This is a genomic window from Aporhodopirellula sallentina SM41 (assembly GCF_000346505.1).
Lineage (GTDB): Bacteria > Planctomycetota > Planctomycetia > Pirellulales > Pirellulaceae > Rhodopirellula > Rhodopirellula sallentina.
Genome location: NZ_ANOH01000392.1, coordinates 1 through 15,188, shown reverse-complemented (window position 1 = coordinate 15,188; position 15,188 = coordinate 1). Strand labels below are relative to the sequence as shown.

The 15,188-nt window shown below is 56.8% G+C and carries 18 protein-coding genes; 15 read left to right on the top strand and 3 right to left on the bottom strand.

Going from position 1 to position 15,188, the window contains the following annotated elements; genetic code table 11:
- The first annotated feature begins 95 nt into the window (after nucleotides 1-95).
- The 5 genes from RSSM_RS25280 (at nucleotide 96) to RSSM_RS25260 (ending at nucleotide 4,720) form a co-directional block, all read left to right on the top strand.
- On the top strand, nucleotides 96-905 hold the full coding sequence (locus tag RSSM_RS25280) for an enoyl-ACP reductase FabI (RefSeq protein ID WP_044303634.1): 810 nt from the start codon (nucleotides 96-98) through the stop codon (nucleotides 903-905).
- A 61-nt stretch (nucleotides 906-966) separates the two neighbouring features.
- Nucleotides 967-1,830: a branched-chain-amino-acid transaminase gene (ilvE, locus tag RSSM_RS25275; RefSeq protein ID WP_008686571.1), complete on the top strand. Its 864-nt coding sequence runs from the start codon at nucleotides 967-969 to the stop codon at nucleotides 1,828-1,830.
- Between the two features lie 92 nt (nucleotides 1,831-1,922).
- Nucleotides 1,923-2,240, top strand: a complete 318-nt coding sequence (locus tag RSSM_RS25270) for a carboxymuconolactone decarboxylase family protein (protein ID WP_390174070.1) — start codon at nucleotides 1,923-1,925, stop codon at nucleotides 2,238-2,240.
- A 193-nt stretch (nucleotides 2,241-2,433) separates the two neighbouring features.
- A complete protein-coding gene (locus RSSM_RS25265) occupies nucleotides 2,434-3,867 on the top strand; it encodes a reverse transcriptase family protein (protein WP_008686567.1) in 1,434 nt (477 codons plus the stop codon).
- A 130-nt stretch (nucleotides 3,868-3,997) separates the two neighbouring features.
- A complete protein-coding gene (locus RSSM_RS25260) occupies nucleotides 3,998-4,720 on the top strand; it encodes a class I SAM-dependent methyltransferase (protein ID WP_008686566.1) in 723 nt (240 codons plus the stop codon).
- 50 nt (nucleotides 4,721-4,770) lie between these two features.
- Here RSSM_RS25260 and RSSM_RS25255 read toward each other — a convergent pair whose 3' ends face one another.
- Nucleotides 4,771-5,478 carry a DNA alkylation repair protein gene (locus tag RSSM_RS25255; protein WP_008686564.1) on the bottom strand — a complete coding sequence of 236 codons (708 nt, stop codon included), beginning with the start codon at nucleotides 5,476-5,478 and terminating at the stop codon, nucleotides 4,771-4,773.
- Nucleotides 5,479-5,683: 205 nt separating this feature from the next.
- On the opposite strand from RSSM_RS25255, the gene RSSM_RS25250 reads away from it, so the two are divergent.
- From RSSM_RS25250 to RSSM_RS25240, 3 genes are all read left to right on the top strand, one after another.
- Complete coding sequence (locus RSSM_RS25250; RefSeq protein WP_008686563.1) at nucleotides 5,684-6,472, top strand: SDR family oxidoreductase; 789 nt, start codon at nucleotides 5,684-5,686, stop codon at nucleotides 6,470-6,472.
- Nucleotides 6,473-6,586: 114 nt separating this feature from the next.
- A complete protein-coding gene (locus tag RSSM_RS25245; RefSeq protein ID WP_236621379.1) occupies nucleotides 6,587-7,060 on the top strand; it encodes a PEGA domain-containing protein in 474 nt (157 codons plus the stop codon).
- Between the two features lie 162 nt (nucleotides 7,061-7,222).
- On the top strand, nucleotides 7,223-8,065 hold the full coding sequence (locus RSSM_RS25240) for a phytanoyl-CoA dioxygenase family protein (RefSeq protein ID WP_008686561.1): 843 nt from the start codon (nucleotides 7,223-7,225) through the stop codon (nucleotides 8,063-8,065).
- Between the two features lie 129 nt (nucleotides 8,066-8,194).
- Here RSSM_RS25240 and RSSM_RS25235 read toward each other — a convergent pair whose 3' ends face one another.
- Nucleotides 8,195-8,581 carry a GxxExxY protein gene (locus RSSM_RS25235; protein WP_008686560.1) on the bottom strand — a complete coding sequence of 129 codons (387 nt, stop codon included), beginning with the start codon at nucleotides 8,579-8,581 and terminating at the stop codon, nucleotides 8,195-8,197.
- A 599-nt stretch (nucleotides 8,582-9,180) separates the two neighbouring features.
- On the opposite strand from RSSM_RS25235, the gene ychF reads away from it, so the two are divergent.
- The 7 genes from ychF (at nucleotide 9,181) to RSSM_RS25200 (ending at nucleotide 13,359) form a co-directional block, all read left to right on the top strand.
- Complete coding sequence (gene ychF, locus RSSM_RS25230; protein WP_008686557.1) at nucleotides 9,181-10,272, top strand: redox-regulated ATPase YchF; 1,092 nt, start codon at nucleotides 9,181-9,183, stop codon at nucleotides 10,270-10,272.
- 126 nt (nucleotides 10,273-10,398) lie between these two features.
- Nucleotides 10,399-10,989 (top strand): hypothetical protein, encoded by a 591-nt coding sequence (locus tag RSSM_RS25225; protein WP_085980024.1) that lies wholly within the window; start codon nucleotides 10,399-10,401, stop codon nucleotides 10,987-10,989.
- Nucleotides 10,990-11,015: 26 nt separating this feature from the next.
- The gene (locus RSSM_RS25220; protein ID WP_044303628.1) at nucleotides 11,016-11,372 is read left to right on the top strand and encodes a hypothetical protein; all 357 of its coding nucleotides are present in this window, start codon (nucleotides 11,016-11,018) and stop codon (nucleotides 11,370-11,372) included.
- Nucleotides 11,373-11,716: 344 nt separating this feature from the next.
- On the top strand, nucleotides 11,717-12,172 hold the full coding sequence (locus RSSM_RS25215) for a hypothetical protein (protein ID WP_008686553.1): 456 nt from the start codon (nucleotides 11,717-11,719) through the stop codon (nucleotides 12,170-12,172).
- Between the two features lie 94 nt (nucleotides 12,173-12,266).
- The gene (locus tag RSSM_RS25210) at nucleotides 12,267-12,749 is read left to right on the top strand and encodes a pyridoxamine 5'-phosphate oxidase family protein (RefSeq protein ID WP_008686552.1); all 483 of its coding nucleotides are present in this window, start codon (nucleotides 12,267-12,269) and stop codon (nucleotides 12,747-12,749) included.
- 86 nt (nucleotides 12,750-12,835) lie between these two features.
- Complete coding sequence (locus tag RSSM_RS25205; RefSeq protein ID WP_044303627.1) at nucleotides 12,836-13,024, top strand: zinc ribbon domain-containing protein; 189 nt, start codon at nucleotides 12,836-12,838, stop codon at nucleotides 13,022-13,024.
- A complete protein-coding gene (locus RSSM_RS25200; RefSeq protein ID WP_008686551.1) occupies nucleotides 13,024-13,359 on the top strand; it encodes a DUF4235 domain-containing protein in 336 nt (111 codons plus the stop codon). The genes RSSM_RS25205 and RSSM_RS25200 overlap by 1 nt, the downstream gene beginning before the upstream one ends.
- On the opposite strand, the gene RSSM_RS25195 is transcribed toward RSSM_RS25200, so the two are convergent.
- A partial coding sequence (locus tag RSSM_RS25195; protein WP_236621377.1) for a CPBP family glutamic-type intramembrane protease occupies nucleotides 13,330-15,188 on the bottom strand: 1,859 nt, incomplete at its 5' end. The two genes, RSSM_RS25200 and RSSM_RS25195, sit on opposite strands and share 30 nt — an antisense overlap.

The window sequence follows — 15,188 nt, the reverse complement described above, 5'->3', positions numbered from 1 at the left end:
CTCAACGGAAAGACGACCACACGGTTGGAGTTCGCCTGCAGCATCACGAAACCGGGAGGTGACGCGTCGTGAGCAACAGCGACCCCTCGCCGGCGATGGATTTTCTCGGCTTCTCCGGCAAGAAATACCTGGTCATGGGAGTGGCCAATCGCAAGAGCGTCGCGTGGGCCATCGCCCGCATGATCGAGCAATCCGGCGGCGAAGTGATCTACACCGTCCGCAGTGAAGCTCGACGTGAGAGCACCGCCAAACTGCTCGCCGGGCGTCGCGTGATCGTTTGCGATGTTGAAGATCAATCTCAAATCGATTCCCTCGCCGGTACCCTCGCCTCGGAAAACGTCGAGCTGGCCGGACTCGTGCACGCGATCGCGTTCGCCGACTACAGCGAAGGCATGCTTCCGTTTCATGAAACGACCCGCAAACAGTTCTTGCAGGCGATCGACATCTCCGCTTTTTCGCTGACCGCGGTCTGCAACGCCGTCCGCGACCGGTTCGCCCAAGACGCCTCGGTCGTGACGATCGGCATCAGCACAACGCGGATGGCGAGTGAGAGCTATGGCTTCATGGCGCCGATCAAAGCGGCGCTGGAATCTTCGTTGGCATTCCTCACCAAATCATTCAGCCGATTCAGCGAAGTCCGATTCAACGCCGTCGCTGCGGGCTTGCTCAAAACGAGCGCCTCGGCGGGCATCCCCGGTTACGTCGACTCGTATCTCTACGCGGAGAAGGTGATTCCTCGCGGGCGAGCCGTCGAGACCGATGAGGTCGCCGCTACGGCCGCGTTCCTGTTGTCGTCTCGTTCGAGCGGCATCACCGCTCAATCGTTGGTCGTCGACGCGGGAATGTCGATCAACTACTTCGATGCAGGCGTCGTCGGCGCGGTCACTGCCGCATCGGTCGACTGACATCGACTCCTTCCCTCGCAAACTCTCCAACCGTCCTTCCCCTCGCGTTCTTCCTTTGCACATGTCTCAAGCGATCTACATCAACGGCGAATACTTCTCACGCGAAGATGCCAAAATCAGCGTCTACGATCACGGCCTGCTCTATGGTGACGGCGTATTCGAAGGCATGCGAGTTTACAACAGCAAAGTCTTCGCGCTCGAAGATCACTTGGTCCGCCTTTACGAGTCGGCTCGCGCGATCGCTCTTGAAATCCCGATCAACATCGACGAGATGCGGACCGCCGTCGAGGAAACCGTGACGCAGAACGGATTGGCCGAAGCCTATGTGCGGTTGGTCTGCACCCGAGGCGGCAATCAACTCGGACTCGATCCGTACAAGTGCGAGGATCCTCAGGTCATCATCATCGTTGATAAGATCTCGCTGTATCCAGAGAAGTTCTACACCGAAGGTTTGGATCTGATCACCGCATCGACCATCCGTAACCACCCGGCCGCGTTGAGCCCGCGAATCAAATCACTCAACTACCTCAACAACATCATGGCGAAGATCGAAGCCATCCGCGCCGGGTGTATTGAAGCGGTGATGCTCAATCACAAAGGCGAGGTGGCCGAGTGCACCGGCGACAACCTCTTTATCGTCCGCCGCGGACGTCTGATCACACCACCAATCCACGCCGGCATTCTCGAAGGCATCACGCGGAACACAGTCATGGACCTCGCTCGTGAGGCCGGCATCGAGGTCGCCGAAGAAACGCTCACGCGGCACGATCTTTTCATCGCCGATGAGTGTTTCCTCACCGGCAGTGCCGCCGAAGTGATCCCGGCCGTTCGACTCGACGGACGTTTGATCGCGGACGGACAAGTCGGCCCGATCACTCGTCAACTCAACGAGTTGTTCCGCGCCCACGTGTCGGCCGACACCTAAGGCTCGGTTGACAACGTTCACTGCGAACGCGGTCCGGTTGGGAACCACGACGAAACTCAGTTCCGTTCACTGTCACAACGCGAGGTAAAATGATGATCCCCAAAAGCTACAAGAAGATGCATGACAGCTATCCTGATTTCATGCAAGCTTACGAGGCAATGGGAAAGGCGGCCCGCGAAGCAGGACCTCTCTCCGACCGCGAAGTCGCGTTGGTGAAACTCGCGATCTCCATCACCGCCGGACTCGAAGGCGGTGCGCACTCGCACACACGCAAAGCCCTCAACGCCGGTTGCAGCGGTGACGATCTGCGGCATGTCGCGATGCTGACCGCGCCGACCATCGGATTCCCCACGATGATGCGTGCGAAGAGCTGGGTCGAAGACGTGTTGCAAAAACAATCCGACTCCTGAGCGATTGACGAAGGTTTTGATTCCTAACGCCCTCGTTTGACGAGGCCCGCTCGGCACATCATCATGCAATCGCTCGAGGCGTTGCCGAAGGACCAAGTTAGACATCTGGTGATCACTCTCGAAATATCGGGAGAACATCGGTGTCCCACGCGAGGATACCTCGCGGGAATCACTTGTTCAGAGCATTGATCGCGTGAGCGATTATCCGACTGCCGTCGGATTTGAGCTCACGCAGCACTCGGACCGGTTGGCGTCGGCACGCCTCGAGCTTTCTCCGCGCAACGAACGAATCGTTCATCGGGCATCTCTTTCGCCGGTCTTCACCATGGCCCCACGCCCCGTTGTCAAACGCAGTGTCTCGGCAGCCGAACTAACTAAACTCCTCGCCGCGAGTCTTTCGGCCCGCTGGCTCGGAGACACAGAGTCCGTCTCGCGTCGCCTAAGAAAACTAACCGGCAGCCGTGCGAAATGGGTGCAGGAACTCGCCGTTTCGCTCAATCAACAATTCGGCAAACAAGGATATGCGTCTGGCGCCGAGATAATCCGACATCTGCGAAACAATCCCTACCTTCAATCCGCACGCAAGAACAACAAGCTATTTCGCCTTCCGGTCGCAGAGGCAATCTCGGCCCCGGAGTCCGATTCCCCGTCGATTGAGACCGACACGCAACTCGTCGACTTCCTTGGGCTCCCGTCTTTGCGTGCACTCGAATGGTTGCTGCTCCCGCACCTTCGACGTCAAACCAACGTCGATCACTACACCAGACGAACGCTTCATCAAACCAACGGCAAAACGCGTCTGATCGAAGAACCGCGCCCCGTACTCAAACGTGTGCAACGGCTCATCCTCACTGAGATCCTGTCCCACGTACCGATCCATGACGTTGCCCACGCGTATCGTCCCGAGCGATCTGTGTTTACATGCGCGGCACCTCATACCGACTGCCGGGTGGTACTGAGGATGGACATCCGAGATTTCTTTGGCACCATCACGCTCCGCCGCGTCGCCGCCCAGTTTCGCCGTTGTGGCTACCCCAGACCGATCGCGTTCACGTTGGCCCGGCTCTGCACGGCGGCCACCCCGATAACTTCGGAATCCACCGAACGGGAACAACACTTGACCATTCCTCATCTCCCGCAGGGTGCGCCGTCATCACCCACACTCGCAAACGCGGTGGCGTTTCAATTGGATCGACGACTCGCCGGACTGACTCGCGCGGTCGATGCAAACTACACGCGGTACGCAGACGATTTGCTCTTCAGCGGCGGGCAGTGTCTTGCCTCACGGGTCGATCGAATTGCCACCACGGTTGCCGTCATCGCAATGGAAGAAGGCTTCCAAATCGCACACCGAAAAACTCGCACCATGTTCAGCGGCCACCAACAGCGAGTGCTCGGGTTGACCGTGAACCAAAAACTCAACTGCGACCGCCGACAGTATGAACTCCTCCGGGCGATCCTAACGAATTGTTTGCGTCACGGATGGGAATCGCAAAACCGAGACTCGCACCCTAACTTCGCCGAACATTTGCGAGGCCGTATCGCACAAATCGTGCAGGCCAATCCGAACCGCGGGCAACGTCTGCTGCATCTCTATGAACAAGTTTCGTGGAACGATCCGGGATGAAGATTCACCACACGGGCTCGTTGAAAGTCATTGGAATCATTGTCCTCATCATTGCCACGAAAACGCGAGAACACCTCTGTCGATCAACCACACCTTTCCACCCCACATCACCATCGGAAATTCTCCTGTCATGACCGACCTTTCATCCAAGTCAACGATCGACGAAATCCGCGAACGTTTCGACAACGACGTCGAACGATTCAGTGTTCTCGAAACCGGGCAATCGGCAACGATCGATGCTCCACTGGCGATGGAACTGATCACCCAAGCCGCGATTTCGGCGACGCCTGCCATCGGGCGGGTACTCGACATCGGCTGCGGTGCGGGAAACAACACCATCAAATTAAGACAAGCCGCCGGAAGCGATTTCGATGCCGACCTGTTGGATCTCAGCAAACCAATGCTCGACCGTGCCGCGAAACGACTGAGCGCTGTCAACCAGAGCAAGATCACATGTTGGCAGGACGACTTTCGAAACGCCGATTTGCCCGAACAATCCTACGACGTGATCCTTGCCGCCGCGGTGCTGCATCACCTTCGTGACGAAACCGATTGGACGGACGCGTTCAACAAAATCCACCGGCTACTTCGCCCCGGCGGTTCGATCTGGATCACCGATTTAGTCTCCCATGAGATCGCGACAGTACATCAAATGATGTGGTCGCGGTACGGCGACTATCTCAGCGAACTCGGCGGTGACGAATACCGCGACAAGGTATTCCAGTACATCGAGAAAGAAGACTCGCCGCGTTCGGTCACTTTCCAAATGGAACTGCTCCGCAAAGTCGGATTCACAAAGATCGAACTGCTTCACAAAAACTCGTGTTTCGCCGCATTCGGTGCGATCAAATAGCAACCGTTTTTTGCTCCGGTTAGTTGGCACGCGAAGCGATCAATTTGCGACTACTTCTTTTCGCCAAACAGTTTGTTCTGCACGTAATCCGAACGCAGATGCTTGAGCACGTCGAGTGGTTGGCAATCGTTGTCGTTGCCATAGTCAATGTCGACCGGACCGATCGCTTCGGCGGCGTCGATCGCAGCAGTGTTGAGCACCGCGTTGCGTTTTCCGATCCCCATCAATGCGGTGTTCATCGCCTCTCGCACCCACATGTCTTCGTCGTGGATCGTTTCGCGGATGCATTCAATCCGCTCGAGTAGATAGGCATCGTCCATGCCCTTGGGCTTTCGTTTGGACAGCTCATACAACAACGCATAGCCGCACCGACGACGCATCGCATCTTTGCTTTGCACCCAATCCTTTGCCAACTCAAACGCAAACGGAGTCTTGGCGAGCGTCGCATCGCAGGACGCGAAGACGTGGGCGAGATAACCCGATGCGAGCCCACCGTCGACTTGCTCCTCAGCCTGTTCGCGAGTGACGACTTTCGGATCATCGACGAGCAACCCGAGCACTTTAGTCTCGTAAACGTCACTCTTCCAAAGCGATTGAGCGAGTTTGTGATCGCGACCGATTTGCTTGGCGTACTTCCGCAATCGAGTCAAACCGATCCCGTAGCTCTTGAGCGTCTGAGGTCGTCGCTTCCAATGCTCGATGCCTCGTTCATCCGCGTTCTCACGCAGCCAGGCGAGCACGTCTCGTTTCGTGGGCATGAATCATGACTCGATGTGGGTTGTGAAAAATACCTGTTCCGACGCATCCATCGGACCGAAGAGGGCGGATCATGATCCTACCTCAAAATTTGATGCCGGTTACTTGATTCTCGGCGCACCGTTTGCCGTGTTCGACTCGCTCGGAATCACTTAAAGCCCCTGCGTACCGAGCCCGCCCAACAACTCTAAATGTGATCGTACGAAGATGAACATCGATTTATCAGAACAAGTAATATTAGTTACCGGAGGCAGTTCCGGGATCGGCAAAGGAATCGCTGTTCACGCGGCGAAATGCGGCGCAACGGTCGCGATCGTGAGCCGCGACGAACCCGACATGCGGGCCGTTGTCGACGCGATTGAAGCCGACGGCGGCACCGCCTCATGGGCTCACGCCGACGTCACCGACAGCGATGCGGTCAAAGCCGCGGTCGAGAAAACGGTTCAACGCCACGGACACCTCGACGCCGTGGTCGCCAACGCGGGGACCAACGGAACCTGGGCTCCGATCGATGAAATGACACCCGACGAGTGGCGGAAAACGATCGACGTCAATCTCACCGGCACGTACCTGACCATTCACCACAGCGTCGCCCACCTGCGGAAACGAGGCCGAGGCAGCATCGTGATCATGTCGTCGATCAACGGCACACGTACGTTTAGCAACGAAGGTGCGTCCGCCTACGCATCGAGCAAAGCCGGGCAATTCGCTCTCGCTCAAATGCTCGCGTTGGAGCTCGCTCCATCGAAAATCCGGGTAAACGTGATCTGTCCCGGTTCGATCCAGTCCGAGATTCATGACAAAACCAACCGCGGGAACCTGGAGAAGATTGAAACACCGATCGAATACCCCGAAGGTGACATCCCGCTCACGGGAGGCGAGTTCGGGTCGCCGGAACAGGTCGCCAACGCCGCTGCGTTCCTGATGAGCGACCTGAGCAGCCACATCACCGGCACGCCGATTTGGATCGATGGCGGACAATCGCTGATCGTGTGATCCGGCGCCTTTCTGCCACGCCGACAGAAAAACGAATTGATCTAGCCCGTTCGCTCGGAAGATTGCTAAACCGGGTTCATCCGTCTCTTTCATGGCGTCCCAACCGGATCAATTGTGTTTCACGCGCGTAAGACTTCTCCGCCTGCCCTTTGCCAAAATGCTGGCAACCGGTATCGCTACGGTGTCACCTACCGATCCGCCGCCGTGTTTGTTTGCTTCATAGGTGTCGTCGCCACCACGGGATGCGTTCGCCGCCGGATGACGGTACGCACATCGCCCCCCGGGGCAACAGTGAGCGTTGATAACCAATTGATCGGAACGAGCCCCGCCGCGACGAGCTTTGTCTACTACGGGACCCGCGAAATCCGAATCGAAAAAGACGGTTTCCGGACCGAGACGATCCGTCGCAAAATCAAACCGCCGTGGTATCAGTGGCCGGTCGCCGAGTTTGTTAGTGAAACATTGTGGCCTGGCGAGATTCGTGACGAACGAATCATCGACGTCGAATTGGTTCCGCAGGCTACCGAATCCTCCGAAGACGTTCTCAACCGAGCCGAGCATCTTCGCAGTCAAGCAATCGGCGGTTAACACGTCGACACAACTCAGTCGCACTCGCGGTTACTTATTGCAGTAGAATCAACAGCGTGGGCCGTTAACACGGACAACGCCGCGCCGCCGTCGCATCGACCGTTGGCTTCCCCACGCCGACCGTTCCCAATCGCGGCTGACTGCATCTTGGGCTGAAATGCAATGAAAGACGACACCGATTTTGCGATCATTCCCGACCGAAAATCAATCGCGACCGTCCAGCGCGACATCCGCTTTTCTCCTACCGAAAACGATTCCCCTTCGGCGTTAACGCGATCGCAAATCGAGGATTGGAACCGCGACGGCTACCTCGGGCCGCTCGATGTTCTGACGCACTCTGAAACCGAATCACTGCGGGAGTACTTCGACGAACTGCTTCGCCAAACGTTCGCGGAAGGCAAAGACAGTTACTCGATCAGCAGTGCCCACCTCAAACACGCTCGGGTTTGGGATCTGCTGGCCAACCCGACAATTGTCGCTTACGTGAAAGACTTGCTAGGCGAAAACGTGATCGGATGGGGCTCCCACTTCTTCTGTAAAATGCCCGGCGACGGCAAACGCGTCGACTGGCACCAAGACTGTAGTTACTGGCCCTTAACGCCCACGAAAGCGGTCACCGTATGGTTAGCGATCGATGACGCAGATTTGGAGAACGGGGGAATGGAGGTGTATACCGGCTCGCACCGGCATGGGTTGATCGATTTCGATACAACCGATGCGGACTCGGGAAACGTGCTCGACCAAGTCGTGTCGGAACCTCAACAGTACGGCGAGTACCGATTCACACCGATTCAGGCTGGGCAAATCTCTATCCACAGCGACCTGCTCGTCCACGGTTCAGCCCCCAACGCGAGCGATCGACGACGATGCGGCTTGACACTGCGATACTGCCCCGCCGATGTCACCGCATACTTGAACTGGGAACGCAAAGGCGTCGTGGTCGCCGGCACCGCCAAACCAGAACGCTGGCCAGGTGCGGTTCGCCCGATGCCAGATGTTCATTGAGGGACCCCTGTTCCTCGATAACAACATCCGGATCGTTGGCGATCGAGAGTGAGGGACAAAACGCAGAGTCGCAGAGAGCGCAGAGAAATATCTTGTAAGACCAACCCTCTGCGCCTCTGCGTTTCAAAACTACCCTGCTCGGTAGTCATTCACGATGCGCGTCACCCCGTCGATCAACTTGACTTCATGAAAATTGATCAGCAAACCCACCGACTTCTTTGCGAGTCGTAGATGGGAGAGCAACTGAGCTTTGTCGACGGGGTGAATTGCTGATTTCGCCTTCAACTCAACCACAATTTCATTATCGACGATCAGGTCTGCTCGAAATCCACACTCCATGTGCAATTCGTCATAGACAACAGGGATCGGTTGTTCTTCGATGACATCGTGTCCGCGTTTGCCAAGTTCAAACGCGAGGCATTTGCGGTAGGCGGATTCCAGCAGACCTGGCCCAAGTTGCCGATGGACTTCGATCGCGGCTCCGATAATCGCTTGAGTTCGTGGGTCACGATTCATACTTGGTCCCGGGCGAGGAGGAGATAGCGAGACGGAGTTGCGGAGAGATCAAACGCAGAGGCGCAGAGAGCGCAGAGAAAATCTTGTGAGACCAACCCTCGGCGATCTCTGCGCCTCTGCGTTTCAAATCACAGCCAACAAACAGGACGCCCACTTTTTCGGCTCCTCGTCTCCACATTCTAAACACAGGAGCTGTCAATTAATGGCAACACCGGCCAGCATGGTTGCCCATGGCGTGGTGGAGCAGGGGAGAGATCAAACGCAGAGGCGTAGAGAGCGCAGAGAAAATACTTGTGAGACCAACCCTCGGCGATCTCTGCGCCTCTGCGTTTCAAATCACAGCCAACAAACAGGACGCCCACTTTTCCGGCTCCGCGTTTCCGCATTCGTACCTGTGACCACCAATTTGCGGGGAACCGCGGATCGCCCGCGTCAGGACGCCACCAGCCTGTTTTGGGCTGTTTTTCTCTTGGAAGATCACGTGGGTCGACGAATCGGGACGAAACGGCGATAACATGCGTCCGTTATGCACGATGCCAGCGATCGGAATGCTGGCAATTCGTTTCCCCTCCCGCAGTCCACTACCACAAAGGTTTTCGATGGAAGCCGGAATCGTCGGCTTGCCGAATGTAGGCAAAAGCACACTTTTCAACGCCCTGACCAGCAGCGTCGCGGCTCAAAGTGCCAATTACCCGTTCTGCACGATCGAACCCAACGAAGGCATCGTCAGTGTGCCCGACTCACGATTGTCTCGCATCACCGAGTTCATCGTGCCGCAGAAAATCATTCCGGCTTCGTTGAAATTGGTAGACATCGCCGGCATCGTCAAAGGCGCCTCCGAGGGGGAAGGTTTGGGGAATAAATTCCTCAGCCACATCCGCCAAGTGGATGCGATCATGCAAGTCGTTCGTTGTTTCGAAGATCCCGACGTCACCCACGTCTCTGGCAACGTCGATCCCATCGCGGACATCGACACGATCGAGACCGAACTCGTCCTCGCCGACATGCAAACGCTCGAAAACGCGTTACCCAAGGCGGAGAAAACCGCCCGCAGTGGCGACAAGGAGGCCAAACTGCGGGTCGCCGCGATCCAAAAATGCAACGCTCATCTCGAGAGCGAACAACCGCTGCGGACACTCGAACTACCCGAAGCCGAGGCCGCCGCGATCAGCAGTTACGGCCTGATGACAGCCAAACCCATTCTCTATGTCGCCAACGTGGACGAAAACGACCTCGCCGGCGAACATGAATTGGTCCAGAGAGTTCGCGGGCACGCTCAAAAGACCGGTGCCAAGGTCGCTTGCGTTTGTGCCAAACTCGAAGCCGAAATTGCGGAACTCGACGAGGAGGATCGAGCCGAGATGCTATCCGACGTCGGGCTCGAGGAACCGTCGCTCAACATCATCGCTCGCGAAACCTACCGAACCCTCGGGCTGCAGAGTTACTTCACCGCGGGTGAAAAAGAGGTCCGTGCGTGGCCAGTTCCCATCGGATCCACCGCCCCGCAAGCCGCCGGTGTGATCCACAGCGACTTCGAACGTGGATTCATCCGGGCAGAGATCTATAACCTGGACGACTTGGAACAATACAAGACTGAAAAGGAAATCCGGGCTGCCGGGAAGCTTCGCGTCGAAGGCAAATCCTACATCATGCAGGACGGTGACATCTGTCACTTCCTTTTCAACGTGTAAACGCAAACCGATCCGAATTGACAACGATTGCAATCGTCGCATCGGATCGATGGCTTTGACCGGCTTCGCAAAGCCGCGCTGTCTGATGCTCCTGTTAAAAACACCACACCCTCGCTCGAGAGAGACATGAATAAGATGTTAGTACCCATTCTCTTTGCCGTTGGCACCGCCATTTTCTGGGGATGTTACGGTCCAACCATTGGGAACGCACAAGCTCCTCGCGTGGATGGTGTGCCGTTGTGGTCGCCATTCAAACCCTATGTTTTCATCGGCATCGCCTACCTGGTCATCGCGATCATTGGTGGCCTTGTGATGATGGGTGTCAAAGGTGACTCGTTCAGCTTCACCGGGCAGTACTTCCCAACCATGAAATGGGGTTTCCTCGCCGGGGCTCTCGGCGCGTTCGGTGCACTGTGTCTAACGACCGCGATGATGACCAGCCGTGGCAACGCCTTGCTCGTCATGCCGATCGTTTTCGGCGGCGCAGTGTCGATCTCCGCGATCGTGTCGGTGATCCGCCTTCACGCAGGCACGACCGTGAGCCCATTGCTTTGGGTTGGGATGGCACTCACCGTGGTTGGAGTGATCATCGTCGCCATGAACACGCCTCACGGACACGCCCCTAAGAAACCGGCTGCGGAATCGGCGAAGTCCGATAGTGCCGAGGCCGAATTGCTCGCCGCGGAAACAAAAACTCCGGACGCCACCACCACGTGATTTCGTAGGAAAGCATGTCGGCTGAAATGGATAGTAACGAAGACGCAATGAACCGCGTTGTCCAAATCGACGCGGAACTGACGCACGTGTGGATGGTGCGAACCTTCCTCAAACACTGCGACGAAGCCGAAGAGGATGAGGATATGCACGAGATCGTTCGTGACCTGTATGATTTCATCCTCGCGGTCGGTCCGGTCGACGATTCGACCGACCCAACCGCCTATTTGAAGATGGCTAAAAAGAAACTGCGTCGCCTCTCCGGTGCAACGCAGTTGTACGAGCAGATTCAGCCGGAAGTCAGCGGCCACACTAATTTCCTGATGGCCGCCCGGTCACTTCGGCTCGCCGTCGACAAGATCAACCAATTGGTCGCTTCTCACTAAGACTCGTCCGCCTCGCTCCGGCGGGTGAACGTCGGCGTCGCGTTAATAGCCCGAAACGATTGCGATCCGGGCGAGTAGCAAAAGCCCGATTCGACTGATCAGCGTGCAACCTGTCGTGTGATCGACCTTCTCGATGCGGCACCGCGGTTCGTGTCCGGCGTGACAATCCCTGTCCGGCTTGGCGTTTTACGGCCTCGCAGAGCCTGCCCATGCACGTTTCTCATCGCGGGTGGCTGAGGTCTGGCACAAGGTTTGCGTTTTCTCTCGCAAAACAACGAGCCGAATGCGAGTCTTCAACGCTCTGTCGCGTCCTGACTGCATTCATCTTCACATAGGAGTGTCTCATGTCTGAAGCACAAACCACGATGGACGTCTCCAACGATTGGTCATCCGAGCCATGGAGTCGCGTCAAGGAAGCGATCCATACTCGGTGGTCCCATATCGACGAACAAGAACTTCACACGTTGCCGTGCAATCGCGACGCAGTCGAAAAGTTCCTCAACGAATACACCAAAGCCTCGCCAGAGGAAATCCAATCGGTCGTCCGAGAATTCGCCCCCGCGCCTTCACTGCTCGAGCAGGTGAGTCACACCGGTGAACAGATCACCGAACAAGTCACGCCTCAACTTAACACCGCCGTCGACCGTGTTCGGTACGAAGTGGACGAGCACCCTGGAACGATTACCGGACTGGCTTTCGTCGGCGGACTCGCCCTCGGCGTACTAGCAACGGCTGCCTATTTCCGTGCTCGCCCCCAACCGACGCCGTACCAACAACTCATTCCACCACGTTGGCGCTAACACGAGCGTGGCGTTCCAACATACGCCAGGCGTCGACCAACTCAGTGCAATCCCTTTGGGTTGCAATCCACATACATGCCGGAAAGACAATCTCATGGATCAAAACAAAAAGCTTCTTGAACTGCTGAACGACTTCGACAACGCCATGCTGGTGACCCGATCCAGCGAAGGATCCCTTGAGGCTCGTCCAATGGCGGTCGCACAGATTGAAGATGATGGCGACATTTGGTTCGTCACTGACCGCAATTCGGGAAAAGTCGCAGACCTGATGCTCGACGACGAAGTCGCTGTGACGATGCAGGGCTCAAACAAATTTGCTGTCGTCTCGGGAACCGCTCACGCCGTTGACGATCGAGCGAAACTCGACGAGTTATGGTCCGAGGCGTGGAAGGTTTGGTTCCCTGAAGGGAAAGCAAGCCAGTCAATCTTGTTGCTACGAGTGGAAGCCGATCACGGTGAATACTGGGATAACTCAGGCACCAACGGCCTGCGATATCTGATCAAAGCCGGGAAGGCCTACATGCATGGTGAACGTCCCGAAACGAATGAAGCAATCAACGCGTCGGTTTCGATGTAGTGGCTTTCCAAACGGTGCACGTGCCGGGTCTTTTTCCTGAACGTCATACCGCCACAACTCATCGTTCCGCATACCGAGAGAAATCGATGGAAACCAAACAATCTGACAACGCTCCGCTCAATCAAACGCCGTGTCCCGCGTGCGGTAAACACGTGGCGGACCGTGCGGTCGCTTGTCCCCATTGCGGCGAGAAAATCTACGTCGAACACCCTGGCGGAATTACTCCGACGCGCCACCGCCCCCTTACCTATCCCAACCAAGAGGACCGAGGTTAATGCTCGATCAAATCAAAGAAAACGTTTCCGACATCAGCGAATACGCTCAACGCCACCTGCCAAACCAGACCGATGACCGGAATGAGGGCATCAGCAAAGCAGAAAACGCGTTGGCCTTTGGCGTCGCAATCGCGACCACCTTTCTCGCCCGACGCGCGTTGCAGGCCGGATGGAAGACCACGCTCAACAAAGCACCGCCACAGAACCCAACGTCTCCGGATGTCGCGTGGAAAGAGGCGTTGCTCTGGGGTGCCGTCTCCGGTGCCGTCGTCGGGATGGCTCGCATCGCGTCACGACGTACGTCGTCAAGCGCTTACCGCCTCTACCGATCGTAGTGGCCGAGTCCACCAGATGATCGCAATGCCGATCACGACACACCCGCCGGTAACGGCCAGCCATGCCACCGGCAAATGGCGACTTTCTTCGATTTCGGAGCCGAGGAAGTTCAACTTCTCGTGGTAGCGGGCGACGAGTTCGAGCAAACCGTTGTGAAGGAAGTGCAACAACATTCCCGGCAGAACGCTCCCGCTGCGGTACGCTACCCAGCCGAGCAAAATCCCCAGCAGCGTTGTCGGCAAAAATCGCTCCACCAACAGCGTGCTGCCCACGAAGACATGGAACAATCCGAACAAGACAGCGGTGACCATGATCGTTTGCCAAGGACGCAGCACCTTCGAAAACGCTGAAAACAGATACCCGCGGAAACACAACTCTTCGATCACGGCAGGTGCCAACGCCATCGTCGCCAACAGTACCACCGGTGAGATCGTTTTCCACTTTTCGAGCACCCCACGAGTCCGCTCGATCTGCTCTTCACTCAAGATCGCCCATCCCCATTGGTCAGCCAAAACCAACGCTTCATGGGCAAACGCCCATCCACCGCAGGCCAATACAGCCGCCCCGATGTAGAAACCGATTCGGCTAGGGGTCAGGCGATAGGTTGAGAGATATTGATGCCGCCCGATATACGTCGCGGCCAGTGGAATGAGTCCGAAGGAAGCGATCAGCGCCACCGCATTGAGGATGAGTTGCAGCGATACGTTGACCTCGCCCTCTTGGCCTCGCATCCACTGCATCAGCGCGTTGGAAACAACAAACGACGCGGGCAGCAGCAGAGCCACGACCATTCCCGCCTCCCCAACCGTCGGCCGAGGCGTCGATTCGGCTGGACGTCGAAAAATCGCTCCGATCGACGCATCACTCGTCCGGTTTACGGCATCGTTACCAAACAGTTTGGCAGCGACCGCAAGCGCAGCGACAGCGTACAGAGCCGTTGATGCGACCGCGACCGTGGCGCCAAAGGCGTGAATGTTATCCGCTAAGATTTCCCGGGCCAGCAACACGATGTTGAGCAGCGGAGCCACTGCGAGCATCCCATCGAGCCCGATCCCAGGCATAAGCGACAACATCGCCGGGGCGAGCGAAAGAAGCATCACCGGGATCAAATACGCCTGTGCCTCTTTGAACGATCTCGCAAAACTGGTCAACGACAACAAAACCGCTGCAAAGAACGCACTGAAGAGAACGAGCAACAGAAAGATCAACGCCATCTGCTTCAGCCCAAGACCGGGCCCGTCTCCAGCGAGCATCGGCATCAATCCGGTCAGTGTCAACGTCGTGAACATCGCGCCCAGGTTCGCGACCGCTGTTAACAAGGCCACACTGACCACGGCGACGTACTTTGCCAACAACAACCACCAACGCGGGACCGGCGACGCCATCAGAGCTTCCATCGTGCCCCGTTCTCTTTCGCCAGCCGTCAAGTCAATTGCCGGATAAACCGCCCCGGTAATCGTCATCAACACCAACACGAGAGGAATGATTGAGGCCAGTACGTTGCTTTCGGAACGCTCGCCGATTTCATCGGCCTCAATTTGGAACGCGGTGTACTGCGGAAGATGCCTCTTTAAGATTCCAACGGTGTCTTCCAGTTTCAACCAATGCAACCGTTCGATCAAAATACGGCGTGCGGACTGGCTAGCTTGGTCACCCGCAAAGGCGGTCACACGGATGGATGATGGTTCGTTATTGGCGAATTCCAACTTTGCCGCGATATCGAGTTGGTTCTCCAATAAAGCCTGCTTGGGTTCGATGTCTTCAGTGAGCACCACTTTGAATTCAGCTAGAATTTCCGCCGCTGGCCTCCTGAATCGATTCAGGCGGG

Bases quoted from the DNA above. Each gene is read 5' to 3' on its own strand.
- ilvE (WP_008686571.1), top strand. From the start codon at position 967: ATGTCTCAAGCGATCTACATCAACGGCGAATACTTCTCACGCGAAGAT.
- RSSM_RS25215 (WP_008686553.1), top strand. From the start codon at position 11,717: ATGTCTGAAGCACAAACCACGATGGACGTCTCCAACGATTGGTCATCC.
- RSSM_RS25240 (WP_008686561.1), top strand. From the start codon at position 7,223: ATGAAAGACGACACCGATTTTGCGATCATTCCCGACCGAAAATCAATC.
- RSSM_RS25260 (WP_008686566.1), top strand. From the start codon at position 3,998: ATGACCGACCTTTCATCCAAGTCAACGATCGACGAAATCCGCGAACGT.
- RSSM_RS25270 (WP_390174070.1), top strand. From the start codon at position 1,923: ATGATCCCCAAAAGCTACAAGAAGATGCATGACAGCTATCCTGATTTC.
- RSSM_RS25250 (WP_008686563.1), top strand. From the start codon at position 5,684: ATGAACATCGATTTATCAGAACAAGTAATATTAGTTACCGGAGGCAGT.
- RSSM_RS25280 (WP_044303634.1), top strand. From the start codon at position 96: ATGGATTTTCTCGGCTTCTCCGGCAAGAAATACCTGGTCATGGGAGTG.
- RSSM_RS25200 (WP_008686551.1), top strand. From the start codon at position 13,024: ATGCTCGATCAAATCAAAGAAAACGTTTCCGACATCAGCGAATACGCT.
- ychF (WP_008686557.1), top strand. From the start codon at position 9,181: ATGGAAGCCGGAATCGTCGGCTTGCCGAATGTAGGCAAAAGCACACTT.
- RSSM_RS25235 (WP_008686560.1), bottom strand. From the start codon at position 8,581: ATGAATCGTGACCCACGAACTCAAGCGATTATCGGAGCCGCGATCGAA.
- RSSM_RS25210 (WP_008686552.1), top strand. From the start codon at position 12,267: ATGGATCAAAACAAAAAGCTTCTTGAACTGCTGAACGACTTCGACAAC.
- RSSM_RS25220 (WP_044303628.1), top strand. From the start codon at position 11,016: ATGGATAGTAACGAAGACGCAATGAACCGCGTTGTCCAAATCGACGCG.
- RSSM_RS25255 (WP_008686564.1), bottom strand. From the start codon at position 5,478: ATGCCCACGAAACGAGACGTGCTCGCCTGGCTGCGTGAGAACGCGGAT.
- RSSM_RS25205 (WP_044303627.1), top strand. From the start codon at position 12,836: ATGGAAACCAAACAATCTGACAACGCTCCGCTCAATCAAACGCCGTGT.
- RSSM_RS25225 (WP_085980024.1), top strand. From the start codon at position 10,399: ATGAATAAGATGTTAGTACCCATTCTCTTTGCCGTTGGCACCGCCATT.